This is a genomic window from Natrinema sp. 74, from assembly GCF_046097095.1.
Taxonomy (GTDB): Archaea; Halobacteriota; Halobacteria; order Halobacteriales; family Natrialbaceae; genus Natrinema.
Genome location: NZ_CP175698.1, coordinates 2200971 through 2216674, shown reverse-complemented (window position 1 = coordinate 2216674; position 15704 = coordinate 2200971). Strand labels below are relative to the sequence as shown.

At 67.5% G+C, this 15704-nt stretch carries 13 protein-coding genes; 4 read left to right on the top strand and 9 right to left on the bottom strand.

Annotated elements, in window-relative coordinates; genetic code table 11:
- Positions 1-302: 302 nt before the first annotated feature.
- The 3 genes from ACJ70B_RS10955 to ACJ70B_RS10945 all read right to left on the bottom strand — a co-directional run bounded on the left by ACJ70B_RS10955 (position 303) and on the right by ACJ70B_RS10945 (position 3644).
- The gene (locus ACJ70B_RS10955) at positions 303-1391 is read right to left on the bottom strand and encodes a hypothetical protein (protein ID WP_408957022.1); all 1089 of its coding nucleotides are present in this window, start codon (positions 1389-1391) and stop codon (positions 303-305) included.
- A gap of 140 nt (positions 1392-1531) precedes the next feature.
- Positions 1532-3205: an ABC1 kinase family protein gene (locus tag ACJ70B_RS10950; protein WP_408957021.1), complete on the bottom strand. Its 1674-nt coding sequence runs from the start codon at positions 3203-3205 to the stop codon at positions 1532-1534.
- A 76-nt stretch (positions 3206-3281) separates the two neighbouring features.
- Entirely contained in the window at positions 3282-3644 is a 363-nt protein-coding gene (locus ACJ70B_RS10945; protein ID WP_408957020.1) for an Hsp20/alpha crystallin family protein, read from the bottom strand.
- Between the two features lie 573 nt (positions 3645-4217).
- Between ACJ70B_RS10945 and glp the strand changes: the two genes are divergently transcribed.
- Positions 4218-5513, top strand: a complete 1296-nt coding sequence (glp, locus tag ACJ70B_RS10940; protein ID WP_408957019.1) for a gephyrin-like molybdotransferase Glp — start codon at positions 4218-4220, stop codon at positions 5511-5513.
- Positions 5514-5516: 3 nt separating this feature from the next.
- Here glp and ACJ70B_RS10935 read toward each other — a convergent pair whose 3' ends face one another.
- From ACJ70B_RS10935 to ACJ70B_RS10925, 3 genes are all read right to left on the bottom strand, one after another.
- Positions 5517-6164: a DedA family protein gene (locus tag ACJ70B_RS10935; RefSeq protein WP_408957018.1), complete on the bottom strand. Its 648-nt coding sequence runs from the start codon at positions 6162-6164 to the stop codon at positions 5517-5519.
- A gap of 72 nt (positions 6165-6236) precedes the next feature.
- Entirely contained in the window at positions 6237-7364 is a 1128-nt protein-coding gene (locus tag ACJ70B_RS10930) for a serine hydrolase domain-containing protein (RefSeq protein WP_408957017.1), read from the bottom strand.
- A 111-nt stretch (positions 7365-7475) separates the two neighbouring features.
- Positions 7476-8954 carry an MATE family efflux transporter gene (locus tag ACJ70B_RS10925; RefSeq protein WP_408957016.1) on the bottom strand — a complete coding sequence of 493 codons (1479 nt, stop codon included), beginning with the start codon at positions 8952-8954 and terminating at the stop codon, positions 7476-7478.
- Positions 8955-9083: 129 nt separating this feature from the next.
- On the opposite strand from ACJ70B_RS10925, the gene ACJ70B_RS10920 reads away from it, so the two are divergent.
- Positions 9084-10955, top strand: a complete 1872-nt coding sequence (locus ACJ70B_RS10920) for a molybdopterin biosynthesis protein (protein ID WP_408957015.1) — start codon at positions 9084-9086, stop codon at positions 10953-10955.
- Positions 10956-11000: 45 nt separating this feature from the next.
- Here ACJ70B_RS10920 and ACJ70B_RS10915 read toward each other — a convergent pair whose 3' ends face one another.
- Positions 11001-11720 (bottom strand): DUF2270 domain-containing protein, encoded by a 720-nt coding sequence (locus tag ACJ70B_RS10915; RefSeq protein ID WP_408957014.1) that lies wholly within the window; start codon positions 11718-11720, stop codon positions 11001-11003.
- 121 nt (positions 11721-11841) lie between these two features.
- On the opposite strand from ACJ70B_RS10915, the gene ACJ70B_RS10910 reads away from it, so the two are divergent.
- Positions 11842-12828, top strand: a complete 987-nt coding sequence (locus ACJ70B_RS10910; protein WP_408957013.1) for an ABC transporter substrate-binding protein — start codon at positions 11842-11844, stop codon at positions 12826-12828.
- Positions 12825-13280: a desampylase gene (locus ACJ70B_RS10905; protein WP_408957012.1), complete on the top strand. Its 456-nt coding sequence runs from the start codon at positions 12825-12827 to the stop codon at positions 13278-13280. Before ACJ70B_RS10910 ends, ACJ70B_RS10905 begins: the two co-directional genes overlap by 4 nt.
- Positions 13281-13377: 97 nt before the next feature.
- On the opposite strand, the gene ACJ70B_RS10900 is transcribed toward ACJ70B_RS10905, so the two are convergent.
- Entirely contained in the window at positions 13378-13824 is a 447-nt protein-coding gene (locus tag ACJ70B_RS10900) for a hypothetical protein (RefSeq protein WP_408957011.1), read from the bottom strand.
- A 309-nt stretch (positions 13825-14133) separates the two neighbouring features.
- Entirely contained in the window at positions 14134-15618 is a 1485-nt protein-coding gene (locus ACJ70B_RS10895) for a sulfatase-like hydrolase/transferase (RefSeq protein ID WP_408957010.1), read from the bottom strand.
- Positions 15619-15704 lie beyond the last annotated feature (86 nt).

Sequence of the window (15704 nt, the reverse complement as noted above, 5' to 3'; positions counted from 1 at the left end):
TCAACCGACGTGCATAAACCGTTTGGAATGGGCGCTCGAGCGCGTTCGCTGTGGTAACGGGCCCGATTCGGGGCTCGAAGACGACGGCGGCATCACTCGGTCTGCACCGCTGGCCGAATCCCGTATGTTTTCATAGGTGTATCCGAAACCCAGAACCGTCCGGGTAAAAACTCACATCCAGGCTGGACCGCACCCCTCTCAATTGTCCAGTCCAACCCGGACATCTTCGGTACGTGATACCGTTTCAAAGAAGTACTGGCCGACGGCAGAACCCGACGGGCGACTACACTGTTTTGCTACCGTTAGGTACTCGTGTCCCACCGAAAGCCGGCAGGGTCGGCCGGCGGCTCGAGCGGGCTCGCCGGCAGCCCGTCGCCGACCGCGGGATCGTTGTACGCCCGCGGTGCGACATCGTTCGGGCCGTCGGGATAGCAAAGCGAGGCGAGCGTCTGTATCTGTCCGCGGCCGACGCCGAGTTCGAACTGGCCGCCGCCGTAGCACCGAACCCCGCGCTCCTCGCAGTACGCGATCGTCTCAAACAGTGACTCGAGCGAGCCGAACCGCGACGGTTTGATGTTCAACCAGTCGGGCTCCCACGGTAGCGCCTCGACGTCGTCGAGGCTGTGAATCGGCGCGTCCCAGGAAGCGCGAGTGCGAACGGCCGGTGTCTCAAACAGCGGCCGCGTCTCGTCGGTCAGCGCCGGATCCTCGAGGACGGCGTTCGGGACCGACTCGAGGACGAGTTCGTACAGCTCCGGGTCCGCGGGAACGTCGACATCGGTGCCTTCGTACTGCCCTTTGAGGTCGAGGATGCGGACCGCGTCCGCCCCGACCGTTTCGTCGATGGCCGCGACGAGGTCGGCGTCCCAGTCCGGGGTCGGGTCCAGCTTCAATTCGAGGTCGGGCACCCGCTCGCGGAGCGCCTCGAGCCGATCTGTCGTCGGTGGATCGCCCAGCCGGGTGCTGGCGACGAACCGGACGGGCTCGAGCGAGCGGTCGAGTGCGCTTGCGAGGTCCGTCTCCGCCTGCCGAAGCGCGAGATCCAGCGCGGCGCTCTCTACCCCCCAGCGCCGATAGTTCCGGAAGACCTCGCGGTCGGGTTCGCCGCCCGGAAAGAGATCCAGGTCTGCGAGCCGCTCGGAAAACGAGTCGACGGTGTACTCGCCGGTCAGGTCCGGGAGTCCCGTCTCCGCCAGTTGATCGTGGTCTTCGGTCTCGTACGTGACGTCCTCGCCGCGTCCGGTGACCGACCTGTCGCCCGTCGGAGCCGGCCCCGAGAGCGCGATTTCGGTCGTCACACGAGTGAACTCGCTCGAGGTCTCGCGCTCGAGGCGGTCGAGCGCGACCGACTCGACCGTCAGCGACAGGTCGGCGATGGCGTCGTACTCCATACCGGCTCTTCGCGCCCGGTACGGAAAGAGATGCGTCGTTAGTCCGCCGCTATCACACCACACCGGTTCGGCGTCAACCACAGCGCACGCACGCTCGAGGGGTCGACACACCCCGTCTATGCGGTGCCGGCTCGATCCCGTCACTCCTCGCCGCGGCGCTGGCGTAGGTTCTGGCGGGTGAACTGGGGGCGTGCGCCGATCGATTTCGGCGTGCGAAACGACCGGTAGAGCTGAATCGTCACGATCACCGAGAAGGCCGCCGCGACGACCGAGCCGCGAGGAGCCTCGAGCGCGTACAGCACGCCGGTCGAGAACAGCGACATCGTCAGCAACATGCCGTACACGAGTCGCTTTGCGAGCGTATCGAAGATCCGCTCTTCGTCCTCGAGACCGATACGGACGTAGAGGTCGTCACGATCGAGTCGGTCGAGCGCGCGCTCGGCCTTGGGCGCGATCCGGGTCAGGGACTCGCCCGATCGACGGAGTTGTCGTCCGGTTTCGTCGAGGTACTGCCGAATCGATTCCTCGCGGTAGCCGTGTTCGGTGAGGTAGTCGGTCGCGACCGAGATGAAGTCGAAATCCTCGTCTAGGGTGACACAGACCCCCTCAACGACGGTCGCAACGCGGAGGACGAGCGCGAGGTTCTTCGGTAGGCGGAAGGGGAAGACGTAGATCGAGTCCTCGATTTGGCCGACGATCTGATTGACGCGGTACTGCTCGACGTCCTCGCCGCGAGCGTCCTGGATCGCGATCTCCATCACTTCGGCCATCACGCCGCGGTCGGCGTCGGGCGATAGCGTCCCGATTTCGATCAGAGCGTCCAAGATGCCGTCGATATCCTGATTCGCGACGGCCACGTAGAAGTCGACAATCTTGTCCTGAACGAACGGGTCGACGCGCCCCGACATGCCGAAGTCGTAGAAGACGATCCGCCCGTCGTCGGTCACCGCGAGGTTCCCCGGGTGGGGATCGGCGTGGAAGACACCGTCTTCGATGATCATCTGCAGGTACGACCGCTCTAAGTTCTCCGCGACCGTCGTCCGGTCGATCCCCTTGCGCTCGAGTGCCTCGAGATCATTGATCTTCGTCCCCTCGATGTACTCCATCGTCAGTACGCGCGGTCCGGAGTGACTCTCGATCACGTCGGGAATGAGAAAGCGATCGTCGCCGGCGAAGTTCTCGCGGATCTCGGTGAGCATCTCGGCTTCGCGCTCGTAGTCCATCTCCTCGCGGATCGTCTTGGAGAACTCCTCGGCGAGGTTTTCCAGCGAGAACGCACGGGCGTCGTCGACGAAATAGAGGAGGATCGGCAGCGACCACTCGATGACTCGCAAGTCGGCCCGAACGAGGGTCTCGATGTTCGGTCGGCGGACCTTCACCGCGACCTCGCGGCCGCCCTCGCCGTCGGCGCGGGCCGGCGTCGCCGTGTTCTCCCCGCCTCGGTCCGTCTCGTCGGCCCCGCGCTCGAGGCGGGCCCGGTATACCTGCCCGAGGCTCGCGCCGCTGATCGGCTCGCTGTCGAACGACGCGAATCGCTCGTCGACAGGGCCGAGTTCCTCCTTGAGTACGGCCTTCGCCTTGGACCACTCCGCCGGCGGCACCTCATCTTGGAGCGCCGAGAGGACGTCGATGTACGCCGGCGGAAGCACGTCCGGGCGGGTCGACAGCAGCTGGCCGAGTTTGATGAATGTCGGTCCGAGGGTCAGCAGCGACTCGAGCAACACCTCGGCCCGGTGGCGATGCGTTTCGGTGTCGACCTGCCGGCGGCGACCGAACAGGAGGAAGCGCCGCCGGTCGCGGGCGTAGGCGACCAACAGCGGGAGGAACTGCCACGCGACGAGAACGAACCGTTTGTACGCGCGGAGTGAGGCCAGCCTCGGTCACCCCGTGTTAGTCGTCCTCATCGACAATGTCGATCGTCGTCTCGCCGCTGGCTCCGCGTTTCGGCAGCGTAAGCTCGAGGACGCCGCGATCGATCGTCGCCGCCGCGTTGGCGTCGGAGGCGTTGTCGGGCAGCGGGAGGTCGACGTCGAGAAAGAGCGACCGGTTCTCCTCGAGATACCGGTACTCGCCGGCGGGGGACTTCTCCCGGCGGGCGTCGATGGAGATTCGGCCGTCCTCGACCGCGATATCGAGCGACTCGGCGGCGACCCCCGGCACGTCGAGGACGAGCAGGTAGGCGTCCTCGCTCTCGAGCAGATCGAAGAAGACGTCCTCGGAGAGATCCTGCAACGCGTCGCGGAGCGCTGACATGGATACAGGTTCGAACGCCGATACGAAAAACCCCGCGGTCGCGGCGAGTCGTCGATCGATCGGTTCGGTCCTCGAGACCGCGGATCGGACTGTTGTTCTCTGAAATCGAATGTTACCCGTTTTTATCGGTGCATGACAGGTTACCGCGGATGGATCGTAGTGTTCATCGTCGGCTCGATGTCCTCATCGCCCTCGTGATCTCGCTTTTCGTTGCGGTGTTCATCGGCGTCTCGGTGCTGTGGTATGCGGAGGGATGAGGTGCGCCGTTTCGGAGACGTGGAAAACGGTACGCTTGGCAGTGGTGAAGAAAGCACCCTACTACCGTGGCAACGGGGTGTCGCCACGCCCTCCCCAGCCGATTCGCTCACGCCTTTGGCGTTCGCTCATCCCTCGCACGATGTTTGTGGCCGGCCTCGCTGGCGCTCGGCCGACCACCAGCGCGCACCACCACACGGCGGTTGATCGGTCCCGGAGGAACACGGCCGCAGCGGTGACAGCCCAGTCGTCCAGCGAGTCGACCGCTCGAGTCGCGGGTCCCCCACGCTTTTGGCGTCACGCGACCCGGTTCAGGGTATGGAAGGAGCCGACCGCGAGCGCACGGAGGCCGGGTTCAAGGTGCGGACGCCGGTCGACGAGGCGCGCCAGATTCTGCGGGACGCAGTCGAAGGGAGCGGGGAGGCCGATGCGGCCGTCCCGTGCGGGACCGAAACCGTCGACGTCGACCGGGCGGACGGCCGCGTGCTGGCCGCAGCAGTCGACTCGGCCTGCGACGTGCCCCACTACCGGCGGGCGGCGATGGACGGCTACGCCGTCCGGGCCGCGGACACGTTCGGTGCCAGCGATCGGTCGCCGGAGGTACTGCGGATCGTCGAGGGAACCGGCGCGGACGCCAGCGTCGGCCCCGACGCGGCCGCGCGAGTCCACACCGGCAGCGCGCTCCCGGAGGGGGCCGACGCCGTGGTCATGATCGAGCGGGTCACCGAACTCGAGTCGGCCGGCGAACTCGAGGTCGAAGACGCGGTCGCGGAAGGGGAAAACGTCGCGCCCGTGGGCGAGGACGTCGAGGAGGGCCAACACCTCTACGACGCCGGCCACCGGCTTCGGCCGTCAGATCTGGGCCTACTGCGGTCGGCGGGCTACGGTCGCGTCGCGGTCGCCAAACGGCCGACCGTCGGCGTCGTCCCGACGGGCGAGGAACTCGTCGCGGGCGATCCCGGCCCCGGCGAGGTGATCGAGACCAACGGTCTCACCGTTTCGCGGCTGGCCCAGCGCTGGGGCGCTCGAGCCACCTACCGTGACGTGGTCACGGACGACCCCGAGTCGCTGCGCGTGGCGATCCAGCGGGACCTGACGAAGGACGTGGTCGTCACGACCGGCGGCTCCTCGGTCGGCGAGCGCGACCTGCTGCCGGAGGTGATCGACGATCTCGGCGAGGTGCTGGTCCACGGCGTCGGCCTCAAACCCGGCCACCCCGTCTGCCTCGGGATCGTCGAGGACACCCCCGTGCTCGCGCTGCCCGGCTACCCCGTCGCCTGCATCGTCAACGCCGTCCAGTTCCTCCGGCCGACCCTGCGCTGGCTCGAGGGGACGACGCCCGACCCCCACCCGACCACGCGGGCAGTCCTCGAGCGCAAGATTCCGAGCGAACCCGGAACGCGGACGTTCGCGCGGGTTCGGCTCGAGGAACGCGACGAGGAAAGAGCGGACCGGGACGAGCCGACCTATACGGCGATCCCGACGCGGGCGAGCGGGTCGGGCGTCCTCTCGAGCGTCGCGCTGGCCGACGGCTGGGTAGTCGTTGACGACGACCGCGAGGGAATTCCGGCGGGTGAGACGGTCAGCGTGGCGGACTGGGAGCCGAACGCCTGAGTTCTAGTAGCGTTCTTCACCCTGCCGCGAGCGCTGAACGACCCACAGGCCGACCGTAACCGCGGCGAGTACGATCACGGCGGTGACGAGCGGCTGATCGACGGCGGCGGTCCAGACCGCCGCGAAGAGGGACCGCTGCCGGCCGTAGTAGACGAGCGCGCCGACGGCCGCGTAGAACAGGACCGTGCCGGCCGCCGTGTAGACGCCGAACCGAAGGCGGGTCATGCCGGCGAGTGCCGCCGGAATGGAGACGACGGAGCGAAGCGCCGGCAGGAATCGGCCCCAGAAGACCGACGACGCTCCCCAGCGATGGAACCACCGTCGGCCGCGATCGATGGTGTCCTCGGAGACGTTGATCCGATCGCGCAGTCTGCCGAGCCCGCGCGAGCCGGGGCCGCGAAAGGCGTAGTAGGGGACGAACGCCCCGACGGTCCCGCCGACGGTCGCCGCGGCGACGAAGACGACAAACGAGAGGGGATCGCTGATCAGCAACGCGGCCGCGGCCGGAACGACGACTTCGCTCGGAAAGAACGGAAAGAGCATCGACGTCTCGAGAAAGACGAATAGCAGGAGCGCGAGCGGGCCGTAGAGCCGAATGAATCGCAGCATGGTCGACCCGAAGTCGATCCCGATGATTCCGACCTCCACCATGGACGGAGTAGAGCGAGACGACGTATCACTGTTCGGCCGGAACGGGTCGGCGACGGTCGCGCCGTCGACCGATCACCGGAGGGCCTGCCGGACCGCGTCCGCCAGTGCGTTGACGCGGGCGACGTGCTCGTAGGAGCCGTCGCGAACGCCGTTGGTCACGTATGAAAAGCCGATGTTCTCCTTGGGATCCGCCCAGCCGACGCTGCTTCCCAGCCCGGCGTGGCCGAAGACGTGTTCGGGCGAGAGCGAGCCGTAGGGCGCGACCGTGGTGCCGCCCTTCCAGAAGCCGAGCGCGAACCGCCCCTCGCGGCCGATCGTCCCGTCGGCATCCGTCTCGGCCTGTACCTCCGCCATCCGCTCGACGGTCTCGGGCTCGAGAATGCGCGTTCCCTCGAGTTCGCCGTCGTTAGCCAGACAGGCGTAGAATCGGGCCATGTCGCTCGCGGTGCCGATGCCGTTTGCGGCGGGGATCACGGCGCGGTGGATCTCCTCCGAATTGAAAGGGGCCGCGACCTCGGTGTGGTCGCCCAGCCCCTCGCCGGGGTCGCGACAGCGGTCGAACTCCTCGAACCCGACGAGCGTCGCCACGTCGTCGTCCTCGTCGTCTCGGAGGCCGATGCCCGTGTCGTCCATCCCGAGCGGATCGAAGAGTCGCTCCTCGGCCGCCTCCTCGATCGGCGTCCCTGACACCCGCCGGACGAGTTCACCGACGAGCCAGCCGAACGTGAGCGCGTGGTAGGCGGGCGTCTCCCCCGGTGTAAAGTTCGGCTCCATCCCCTCTAGCTTCTCGACGACGGCGTCCCAGTCACCCCAGAGGTCTGGCCGGTCGTCGATCTCGCCGCGGTTCAGCCCCGACGTGTGGCTAAGCACCTGCCGAACCGTTATCTCGGCCTTTTCGGTGCCCTCGTCGGCGAACTCAGGCCAGTGCTCGATCACGCGGTCGTCGTAGTCGAGTGCCCCCTCCTCGACGAGAGAGTGCAACGTTACTGCGGCGTACGGTTTCGTGCTCGAGAAGAGAACGTGGCGCGTCTCGCGGGTCTCATCGGGGCCGTCCGGCGCGTCGACGCCGCCGGCGAGGTCGAGTACCGGTTCGCTGTCGACGAAGACCGCCAACTGTGCGCCGTGGTGGAGCCCCGCCTCAAGGTGGCGGTCGAAGAGGTCGGCGATGCGCTCGCGATCGGATTGGGTAAGCCGTGGCATATCACACCCATCCAGCGACGGGATTGTAATCGTTCCCCCGCCCCACCCCCGAACCAAAGGCGACGACTGGTTCGCAGGCGGATCGACCGCGACCGCACTCGTCGACAGCGCTTAATCGCCGGAGGCGGAGTCGGGCCGATACGATCGACTGATGGCCTTCCAGTGGCCGGCCGTGAACCGATAGTACGTAACGACAGCCGGAACGAGCGTCTCGAGGATCAACGCGACGTAGAGGGCACCGATTCCCAGCGGCGCTATGGCCTCGAGGAACGGGAGTGGGACCGACATCGCGCCGAGGGCGGCGACCGGGAGCGCGAAGACGTACAGACCGAGCACCTGGCCGTAGAACGGCCAGCGCGTATCGCCGCTGGCTCGAAGCGGTCCGGTCGCGCCGCTGCTCACACCCCGGAAGACGACGCTAACGCAGGCGACCGCGATGAACGCGGTCACGAGTGGCAGGATCGAGGGATCGTCGACGAAGAGTCGACCGACTTGCTCGGCGAAGATGAGGACGATCGCCCCGCTAACGACGTAGACGACGGTTCCGAACCAGAGAATCTCGCGACCGTACGTATCGGCGTCGCGTTCGTCGCCGGCACCTAGCTCCTGACCGACCAGACTGCTAGACGCAAGCGAGAACCCCCAGCCGGGCGTGTCCATCAGATCCCGAACGCGGCGGGCGACGACGTAGGCGGCCAGTACGTTCGGGCCGAAGAGCGCGACGATCGCGAGCAGCGGAAACTGGGCGGCCCGCCGGGCACCGTTCGTACACACCAGCGGCGTTCCGATCGCGAGCACGTCATGTACGTCCTCGGCGGTCGCGAACGGTCGTGAAACGTCGAGCGTGACGGGGAACGCGCCGATCAGCGGGAGTCGGCCGACGGTAAATCCCGTGACGAACGCGGTCAACACGAGGACGTTCGCGACGACGGTCCCGATGGCCGCACCGACGACGCCCGTCTCGAGGACGAACAGTAACACCGCGTTGATGCCGACGTTGACGATCGCACCGCCTGCTCGGAGCACCATCGGCGTCCACGCGTCGTCGGCGCCGACGAGCGTCCGGCTGGCGATGAGGTTCAACCCCGCGAAGGGCACGCCGAGCGCGACAACGCGGAGGTAGTCTGCGCCGTAGGCGATCGCCGCGTCGTCGCTCCCGACGAGCGCGATCAACCGCTCCGGAGCGGCCCCATACAGGATGGCGAGCGGAACCAGACCCGCGATGACGACGAGGCCGCTGGTCGTGACCGCACGCGAGAGCGACGCCGCGGTCCCGCCGCTGTAGCGCTGGGAAACCAGGCTAATGGTCGCACCTGCAACGCCGCCGCCGATACCGAACGCCACTCCCCAGTACGGCGTTGCGAGTCCGACGCCGGCGATCGCCGCGGGTCCGATCGCGATCCCGACCATCGCGACGTCCGCCGCGGATTTCGACATCCGTGCGAGTCCCGTGACAATTCGCGGCCAGGCCAAATCAGTCGTCTGCTCGACACGTCGCGGATCGATGACCCGGAACCGGGCGAGCAGATAGCCGACCGCAAGCAACAGCCATCGAAACGGGTTCGGGACGGTTCGCCAACGAAAAGCCACGACCGGCAATTCGCACTCGGAGGGTAAAACTCTTCAGATTCCGACATTTATCATTAAAAATCAGTCCTCTTTTGCGGTACCGCCGCTCGTTCGACCGACGTTTTTACTCACGGCGCGCGAAGGGCCGCTATGAACCGCAAGGAGTTTCGCGATCTCGCCTCCCCCACAGCGGCTCGCGAAGCGATCGACTCGCTAGCCCTCGAGGGCGGCATCGAACGCGTGTCGCTCGAGGAGGCGCGCGGACGAGTGCTCGTGGCGCGACTCGACGCCGAACTCGACGTGCCGGGGTTCGACCGGGCGACGCTCGACGGCTACGCGCTGCGGGCGCGGGACACGTTCGGCGCGGACGAGGCTGATCCCGCCCGGCTCGAGCTGGTCGGCGAGGTCCACGCCGGCGAGGAACCCGACGTGACGCTCAAGGAGGGACAGGCCGTCGAGATCTCGACCGGCGCGGTGATGCCCGACGGCGCGGACGCGATGGTCCCGGTGGAGCGAACTGACGCGAGTTCAGGAGACAAAGAGGTGCTGGTCCGGACCTCTGTTGCGCCCGGCGACAACGTCATGTTCGCCGGCGCGGACGTCGCCGCTGGCGAGCGCGCGCTCGGCTCCGGGACCCAGATTACGCCCCGCGACATCGGCCTGCTGTCGGCGCTGGGGATCGACGAGGTGCCGGTCCGGGCGAAACCACGCGTCGGCATCGTCTCGACGGGCGACGAACTCGTGCGGCCGGGCGACGACCTCGAGAGCGAGCGCGGCGAGATCTACGACGTGAACAGCTACACCATCGCCGCGGGCGTCGAGGACGCCGGCGGCGAGGCGGTGTTGTACCCCCACGCCGGCGACGAACAGGACGAGATGGAAGAGATCCTGCGGACCGCGGCCGACGAATGTGACCTCGTGCTCTCCTCGGGATCGACCAGCGCGAGCGCGGTCGACGTCATCTACCGCGTCATCGAGGAACAGGGCGAACTGCTGCTCCACGGTGTGAGCGTCAAACCAGGGAAACCGATGCTGATCGGCCGGTTGGACGACTCTGCATACGTCGGCCTCCCGGGCTACCCCGTCTCCGCGATGATGGTCTTTCGGACCTTCGTCGCGCCGGCGATCCGCGAGGCGGCCGGCGTCCCGGAGCCCGCATCCGCGACCGTCACCGGCCGGCTGGCCCGACAGGAGCGCTACGAGGAGGGCCGCCATCGGCTCATGCCGGTCGGTCTGGTCACCGACGGCGACGGCGACGGCGAGATGCTCGTCTACCCCGTCGACAAGGGCAGCGGCGCGACGACCAGCCTCGCCGACGCCGACGGCGTCGTGGAGGTCGGCCCCGAGACTGACTACCTCGAGGCAGGCGAACCCGTCACGGTCACCCTCTTTTCGCCGGACGTTCGGCCCCCCACGCTGTTCGGCGTCGGCGAAGACGATCCGACGCTCTCGCGAGTCCTCGACGGCCTCGAGCGCCCGCGCTACCTCTCGGTCGGCTCCCGACCCGGCCTGCGGCGGCTCCGCGAGGGCGTGCCGGACGTAGCCGTGGCCGCGGGACCGCTTGAACGAGACATCGACGCCGTCGACCTCGGCGGCTGGGAGCGCGAGTGGGGGCTGGTCGTCCGGCCCGGCAACCCCGACGAGATCGAGGGATTGGCTGACCTGATCGATCGCGACCTACGGTTCGTCAACCGGACGACCGACTCGGGACTGCGCTCGAGTCTGGGCGCGGCGATCGCCGACCTCGCCGAGGAACGAGGAACGGAGCGCCACGACCTCGTGGACGCGATCGACGGCTTCGACCTCGGGCTGCGTGCCCACGAGAGCCCCGCACGGAAGGTCATCGCCGGCGACGCCGACGCCGGCCTCGGCCTGCGCGAGACCGCCGATCGGCTCGATCTCGGCTTCGTCCCCGTCGGCGAACAGCCGGTTCGGGTGCTGGCGAACCCCGACCGAACGGAGAAAGAGGGGGTTCGGGAGTTGGAGGATGCCCTCGAGGGTGCGGTCCCGGTGCAGCGATAGCAGTCAACGGACGGGCGCCGGCAACCGTCCTTCACGGGGTCGGCGTCATCGATCCCCCTCTTTCCACGTGTCGGGATCTCCCTCGCGGAATTCACCCTTCGCAGCGCGCTCGCGCGGCCAGAGCGCGATGCCCAGTAGCGCGGCATAACAGAGGGCGACGGCGACGATCACGATCGTGCCGGGGATCCGGGCGACACCTGCGGTCGTGATCCAGTCCCGACGCGGCGAGAACGCCGTGATCCTGACGATCCATGCGACGAGTAGGATCCCGAGGAGGGCGAGATACACCCGTCGGAGTCGGTTCGCGAGCGCTTCTTGCATCGAAACCTTCAGCGTCGGCGTCCGGTAGTCCCTGCTCAGTTCCACCCGCCAGTCCGCGTGTTCGACGCCTTGCGAGGGATCGAGCGCGTTCGCGAACAGGTTCTCCTGCACCAAGCGAACCCGGGAGCGAAAGACGTCGTAGTCCCGGTACCGCCGCGCCTCGATCCCGAGGAAGACGGCGACGACCACGATCCCGATCAACAGGATGTAGTGAGGATTATCCGCGCTCGAGAACGCCCAGGTCAGGATCGCCGCCATCACCGTCACCGCCCACGTCGTCGTCTGGTCGAGTCGCTGTCGCCAGGTGTCGACCCGACCGGCCTCCCCGCGGTAGGCGTGGGCCATCACCGATCCCAACCCCGTGCTCTGGTCGACCATTTCCCGGCCGATTTCCCGGTTTTCTGCCGCCGTCGGGTCGAATTCGTCGCGGTTCGAATCGGACATGCGGTCTCCACACCTCCGCGATCAATAAGCGCCCGCGTCGGCGGGTGGCGCGCGAAGCGACGGTGGTCCGGAACTCGCCGATCGGACTGGCTTTTTGATCGGCGGTGCCCTACGGCCACCCATGCGAATCGTCACGACGCTCCCATCGGCGACCGAGACCGTCGCCGCGCTGGGCCTCGAGCCGGTCGGCGTCTCCCACGAGTGCGACTATCCGCCGAGCGCGGCCTCGGCTCCCGCCGTCACCCGCTCGAGAATCGAGGCCGACGAGTCGGCTTCGAGCGCCGAGATCGACCGGCAGGTGCTCGAGACCGCAGAGACCGAGGCCGGCGTCTACGAGATCGACGTCGAGACCCTCGACGACCTCGAGCCGGACGCGATCGTCACCCAGGGGATGTGCGACGTCTGCGCGGTCGACGAGGCCGTCGTCGCGGACGCCGTCGACCGGATCTCGGCCGATCCCGAGATCGTCCCGACCGATCCGCACAGCGTCGGCGACGTGCTTGACGATCTCGAGCGGATTGGTCGGATAGCGGACCGCGAAGAACGCGCGCGCGAGGTTCGGAGGGGACTCGAGTCGCGACTCGAGGCGATCAGAGATCGAACCGCCGGCTTCTCGCCGGAAGACCGCCCGCGTGTGGCGATTTTCGACTGGACCGACCCCATCATGATCGCGGGCCACTGGACGGCCGACCTCGTCGACTGGGCCGGCGGCACGTACGGGCTTGCCGACGCCGGCGAGCGCTCGCGGCCGCGCGAGTGGGACGAAATTCGCGCCTACGACCCCGAAGTCGTGATCGCCGCGCCCTGTGGCTTCGGCCTCGAGCAGATCGCGCGAAACGGCGCGGACCTCACCGAGCGCGACGGCTGGGACGACCTCACTGCGGTTCGAGAGGGCCGCGTCTGGGCGCTGGACGGCGACCACTACCTCAACCGGCCCGGCCCGCGGCTGGTCGACACGCTCGAGGCGCTGGCACCGATCGTCCAGCCGGCGCTGTTCGACGGCCCTCCCGCAGACATCGCGACTCCGTTCGACGAACTCGACGGGCTCGAAGCCGAGACCGCCGGAACCGACTCCCAATCCCGACCCGAGGCCGACCCGAGCCCGTGATCGTCCTGCCGACCGCCATCCGCGAAGCGATCCTCGAGCGCGCTCAAGAAGGGAGTCCCGAGGAAATTTGTGGCGTTCTCGGCGGCGAGTACCGGCCCGACGGACGCAGCCGTGTACGCTCGCAGTACCCGGCCGAAAACGTCGCCGACGCGCTGCGAACGCGCTACGAGATCGACCCCGAACGGCAACTCGAGGTCTTCGAGCGCCTCGAGGACCGCGGCGAAGACATCGTCGGCTTCTATCACTCCCATCCCCGCGGCCCGCCGCGGCCGAGCGCGACCGACGCCGCGCAGGCAACGTGGCCCGACCGCTCGTATCTGATCGTCTCGCTCGAGCCCCTCGAGCTCGGGTCGTGGCGCTGGCGGACGGATACCGGGTCTGCTACTGAGAGCGACGGCGGGGGCGACGGCGGACCGGACGAGCGATTCGAGCGAGAACGAGTGCTCGAGTGATCGGTGCTCGGTCTCAGACGGGCTGCTGTACCTGAATACCGGCGTCCCCCGGAAAGCGGGTCCCGGAGACGCCGGAACCGACGTCCGGTGGACCGCCTCAGTCGTCCGACTCGTCCTCAAGTTCGTCGGCCTGTTGCCGGGCCTCCGCTGCCTGCTCGCGGAACTCCTCGATCCGCTGGACCAGCTTCTTCCCCGCGGTGTATCGGAACTCGTCGGGCATCATCCCGTACTCGATATCGAGGGTGATCATCGTGTCACAGCCCTCGACGATCTCGGGTGCCCAACTGCCCTGGGCCAGCTTCGACTCGTCGGTGACGACCGCCTCGCCGTCCTCGACGTCGATGAACGCGCTCACGATGTTCCAGATGTCCGGGTTGCTCGAGCTGACTTCGTCGAACAGCCCCTCGAGCCGGGACTCTTTGAGGTCCGCATTGCGCAGCTCCTCGAGGAGGTCCTCGAGAGCGTCGGCGATAGTTTCGTACTCGGCGGCCTCCTCGCGGAGTTCGGTCGGCCGATCGGGCTCGTCGTTTCGGTAGTTCGTCATCGCTCACCCTCCCGTTCGTCGGTGTCGACGTTCATACGCGGTGATAGCGGCTTCGAGACCGTAAACGTACGCTTCCTTCTACAGCAGCGTCTCGGGACGACGACTATCGTCTCGGCGAGGATGCGGCGACAGACGACGCGGCGACGAGCGACCTGCTCGCGTGGGGACGAGGGATTTCCACGTCCTCCCCAGCCGATTCGCTCGCTCCTTTCATCGCTCGCTCATCCCTCGCGCAGGGTTACGCCGCGCCTCGCGGTTCGCTCGGCACGGCACAGCGCGCGCCACCGCATATTCGGTGATCGAGGACCGTCACGACGCCGCTTCGAGCACGTCCGTCACCCAGACGCGGTTTGGATCGTCCGTCTCCTCCATCCAGTCGGTCAGTCGGTCTCGCATCTCCCGTCGCACGTCGGCGTACTCGGGGTGGTCGATCAGGTTCTGTAGCTCCGCCGGATCAGCCTCGAGGTCGTACAGCTCGTCGATATCCGGGCCGTTGTAGACGTACTTGTACCGGTCAGTGCGGACCATCCGCTGGCTGTAGAGGCCGAACTCGTCGCCGTGGTACTGGGCGAACGTCGAGTCCCGCCAGTCGAGGTCCGCGGGCGGATCGCCGCCGTTCTCGAGGATGGGCACGAGGCTCCGCGCGTCGAAGCCGTCGGGCACCGGCACGTCGGCGAGCTCGAGGAACGTCGACGCCAGATCGTGCAGGTGGACGGGGGCCTCGCTGGTCGTCCCCGGATCGACCACGCCCGGCCAGCGGACTTGGAGCGGGATGCGGTAGGTGTCGTCGTACATCAGCGGCCCCTTGTTGAACTGGCGGTGACTCCCGGCGAAGTCGCCGTGATCCGAGGCGTGGACGACAACCGTGTCCTCGGCCAGTCCGTGTTCCTCGAGTGCGTCTATGATCCGCTCGAGTTGGTGGTCGATCATCGTGATGAACCCCCAGTACTTCGCGATGGCTTCGGCCAAGAGGTCCCAGTCGAAGTCCGCCACGCCGCGATAGAAGAGGTAGTTCTCGTGGACTCGGGGTTTCCCGTCGTAGGTCTCGGCGTAGCTTTCGGGCGGTTCGATCTCGGCGGAGTCGTACATCGAGGCGTACGGTTCCGGGACGACGTAGGGGTGGTGTGGCCCGTAGAAGTCCGTTCGGTGGAAGAAGGGGCCGCTCCGGACGCCGTCGGCGTGGGCTTCGATCGCGTCGATCGTCAGTTCGGCGAGGAAGTACGCCCGCGTCTCCTCGACGTCGACGGGCGTCTTCGCGGCGACGAACGTCCCCTCATCGCCGTCTCGCGGCTCGTCGCCGGTGTAGATCTCCTCGGAGAGGTCGACCTCGTCAACGGGAACGCCGCGGTCCGCGCGGTACTCGACGAACGCCTCGTCGATGCCGTCGTGGTGTGTGTCGCTGCCGCCCAGATACGAGAAGCCGAAATCGCCGGGCGTCTGGTCGCGGCCGGCGTGCCACTTCCCGGTGTAGGTCAGGTCGTAGCCGGCCGCGTCGAGTTCCTCCGAGAACGTCGGTAACTCGGCGGGTACGTTCCGCCGAATCGCGTCCGGCTCGTGGCAGTTGTTCAACATCCCGTGATTGTGGGGGAATAACCCGGTCAGCAGCGACGCGCGAGCGCTCGAGCAGATGCTGATCGGCGTGAACGCGTGCTCGAAGCGGACGCCCTCGCTCGAGAGCCGATCCAACGCCGTCGTCTCGACCGGCGGTCCGTCGGGGGCACTGGCATCGTATCGCTCCTGATCAGTCAAAACGAGCAGGACGTTCGGACGGCCGTCTGCGTCGGCGTCTACCATCGACCGTGGTACGTCAGCGTCGTAGTTAAGGGTGAGACTTGCGCGTGGATTGCCCGCGACGCCGGCGGCTCGCGAACCGCGGCGTG

Bases quoted from the DNA above. Each gene is read 5' to 3' on its own strand.
- ACJ70B_RS10955 (WP_408957022.1), bottom strand. From the start codon at position 1,391: ATGGAGTACGACGCCATCGCCGACCTGTCGCTGACGGTCGAGTCGGTC.
- ACJ70B_RS10945 (WP_408957020.1), bottom strand. From the start codon at position 3,644: ATGTCAGCGCTCCGCGACGCGTTGCAGGATCTCTCCGAGGACGTCTTC.
- glp (WP_408957019.1), top strand. From the start codon at position 4,218: ATGGAAGGAGCCGACCGCGAGCGCACGGAGGCCGGGTTCAAGGTGCGG.
- ACJ70B_RS10935 (WP_408957018.1), bottom strand. From the start codon at position 6,164: ATGGTGGAGGTCGGAATCATCGGGATCGACTTCGGGTCGACCATGCTG.
- ACJ70B_RS10930 (WP_408957017.1), bottom strand. From the start codon at position 7,364: ATGCCACGGCTTACCCAATCCGATCGCGAGCGCATCGCCGACCTCTTC.
- ACJ70B_RS10920 (WP_408957015.1), top strand. From the start codon at position 9,084: ATGAACCGCAAGGAGTTTCGCGATCTCGCCTCCCCCACAGCGGCTCGC.
- ACJ70B_RS10915 (WP_408957014.1), bottom strand. From the start codon at position 11,720: ATGTCCGATTCGAACCGCGACGAATTCGACCCGACGGCGGCAGAAAAC.
- ACJ70B_RS10910 (WP_408957013.1), top strand. From the start codon at position 11,842: ATGCGAATCGTCACGACGCTCCCATCGGCGACCGAGACCGTCGCCGCG.
- ACJ70B_RS10900 (WP_408957011.1), bottom strand. From the start codon at position 13,824: ATGACGAACTACCGAAACGACGAGCCCGATCGGCCGACCGAACTCCGC.
- ACJ70B_RS10895 (WP_408957010.1), bottom strand. From the start codon at position 15,618: ATGGTAGACGCCGACGCAGACGGCCGTCCGAACGTCCTGCTCGTTTTG.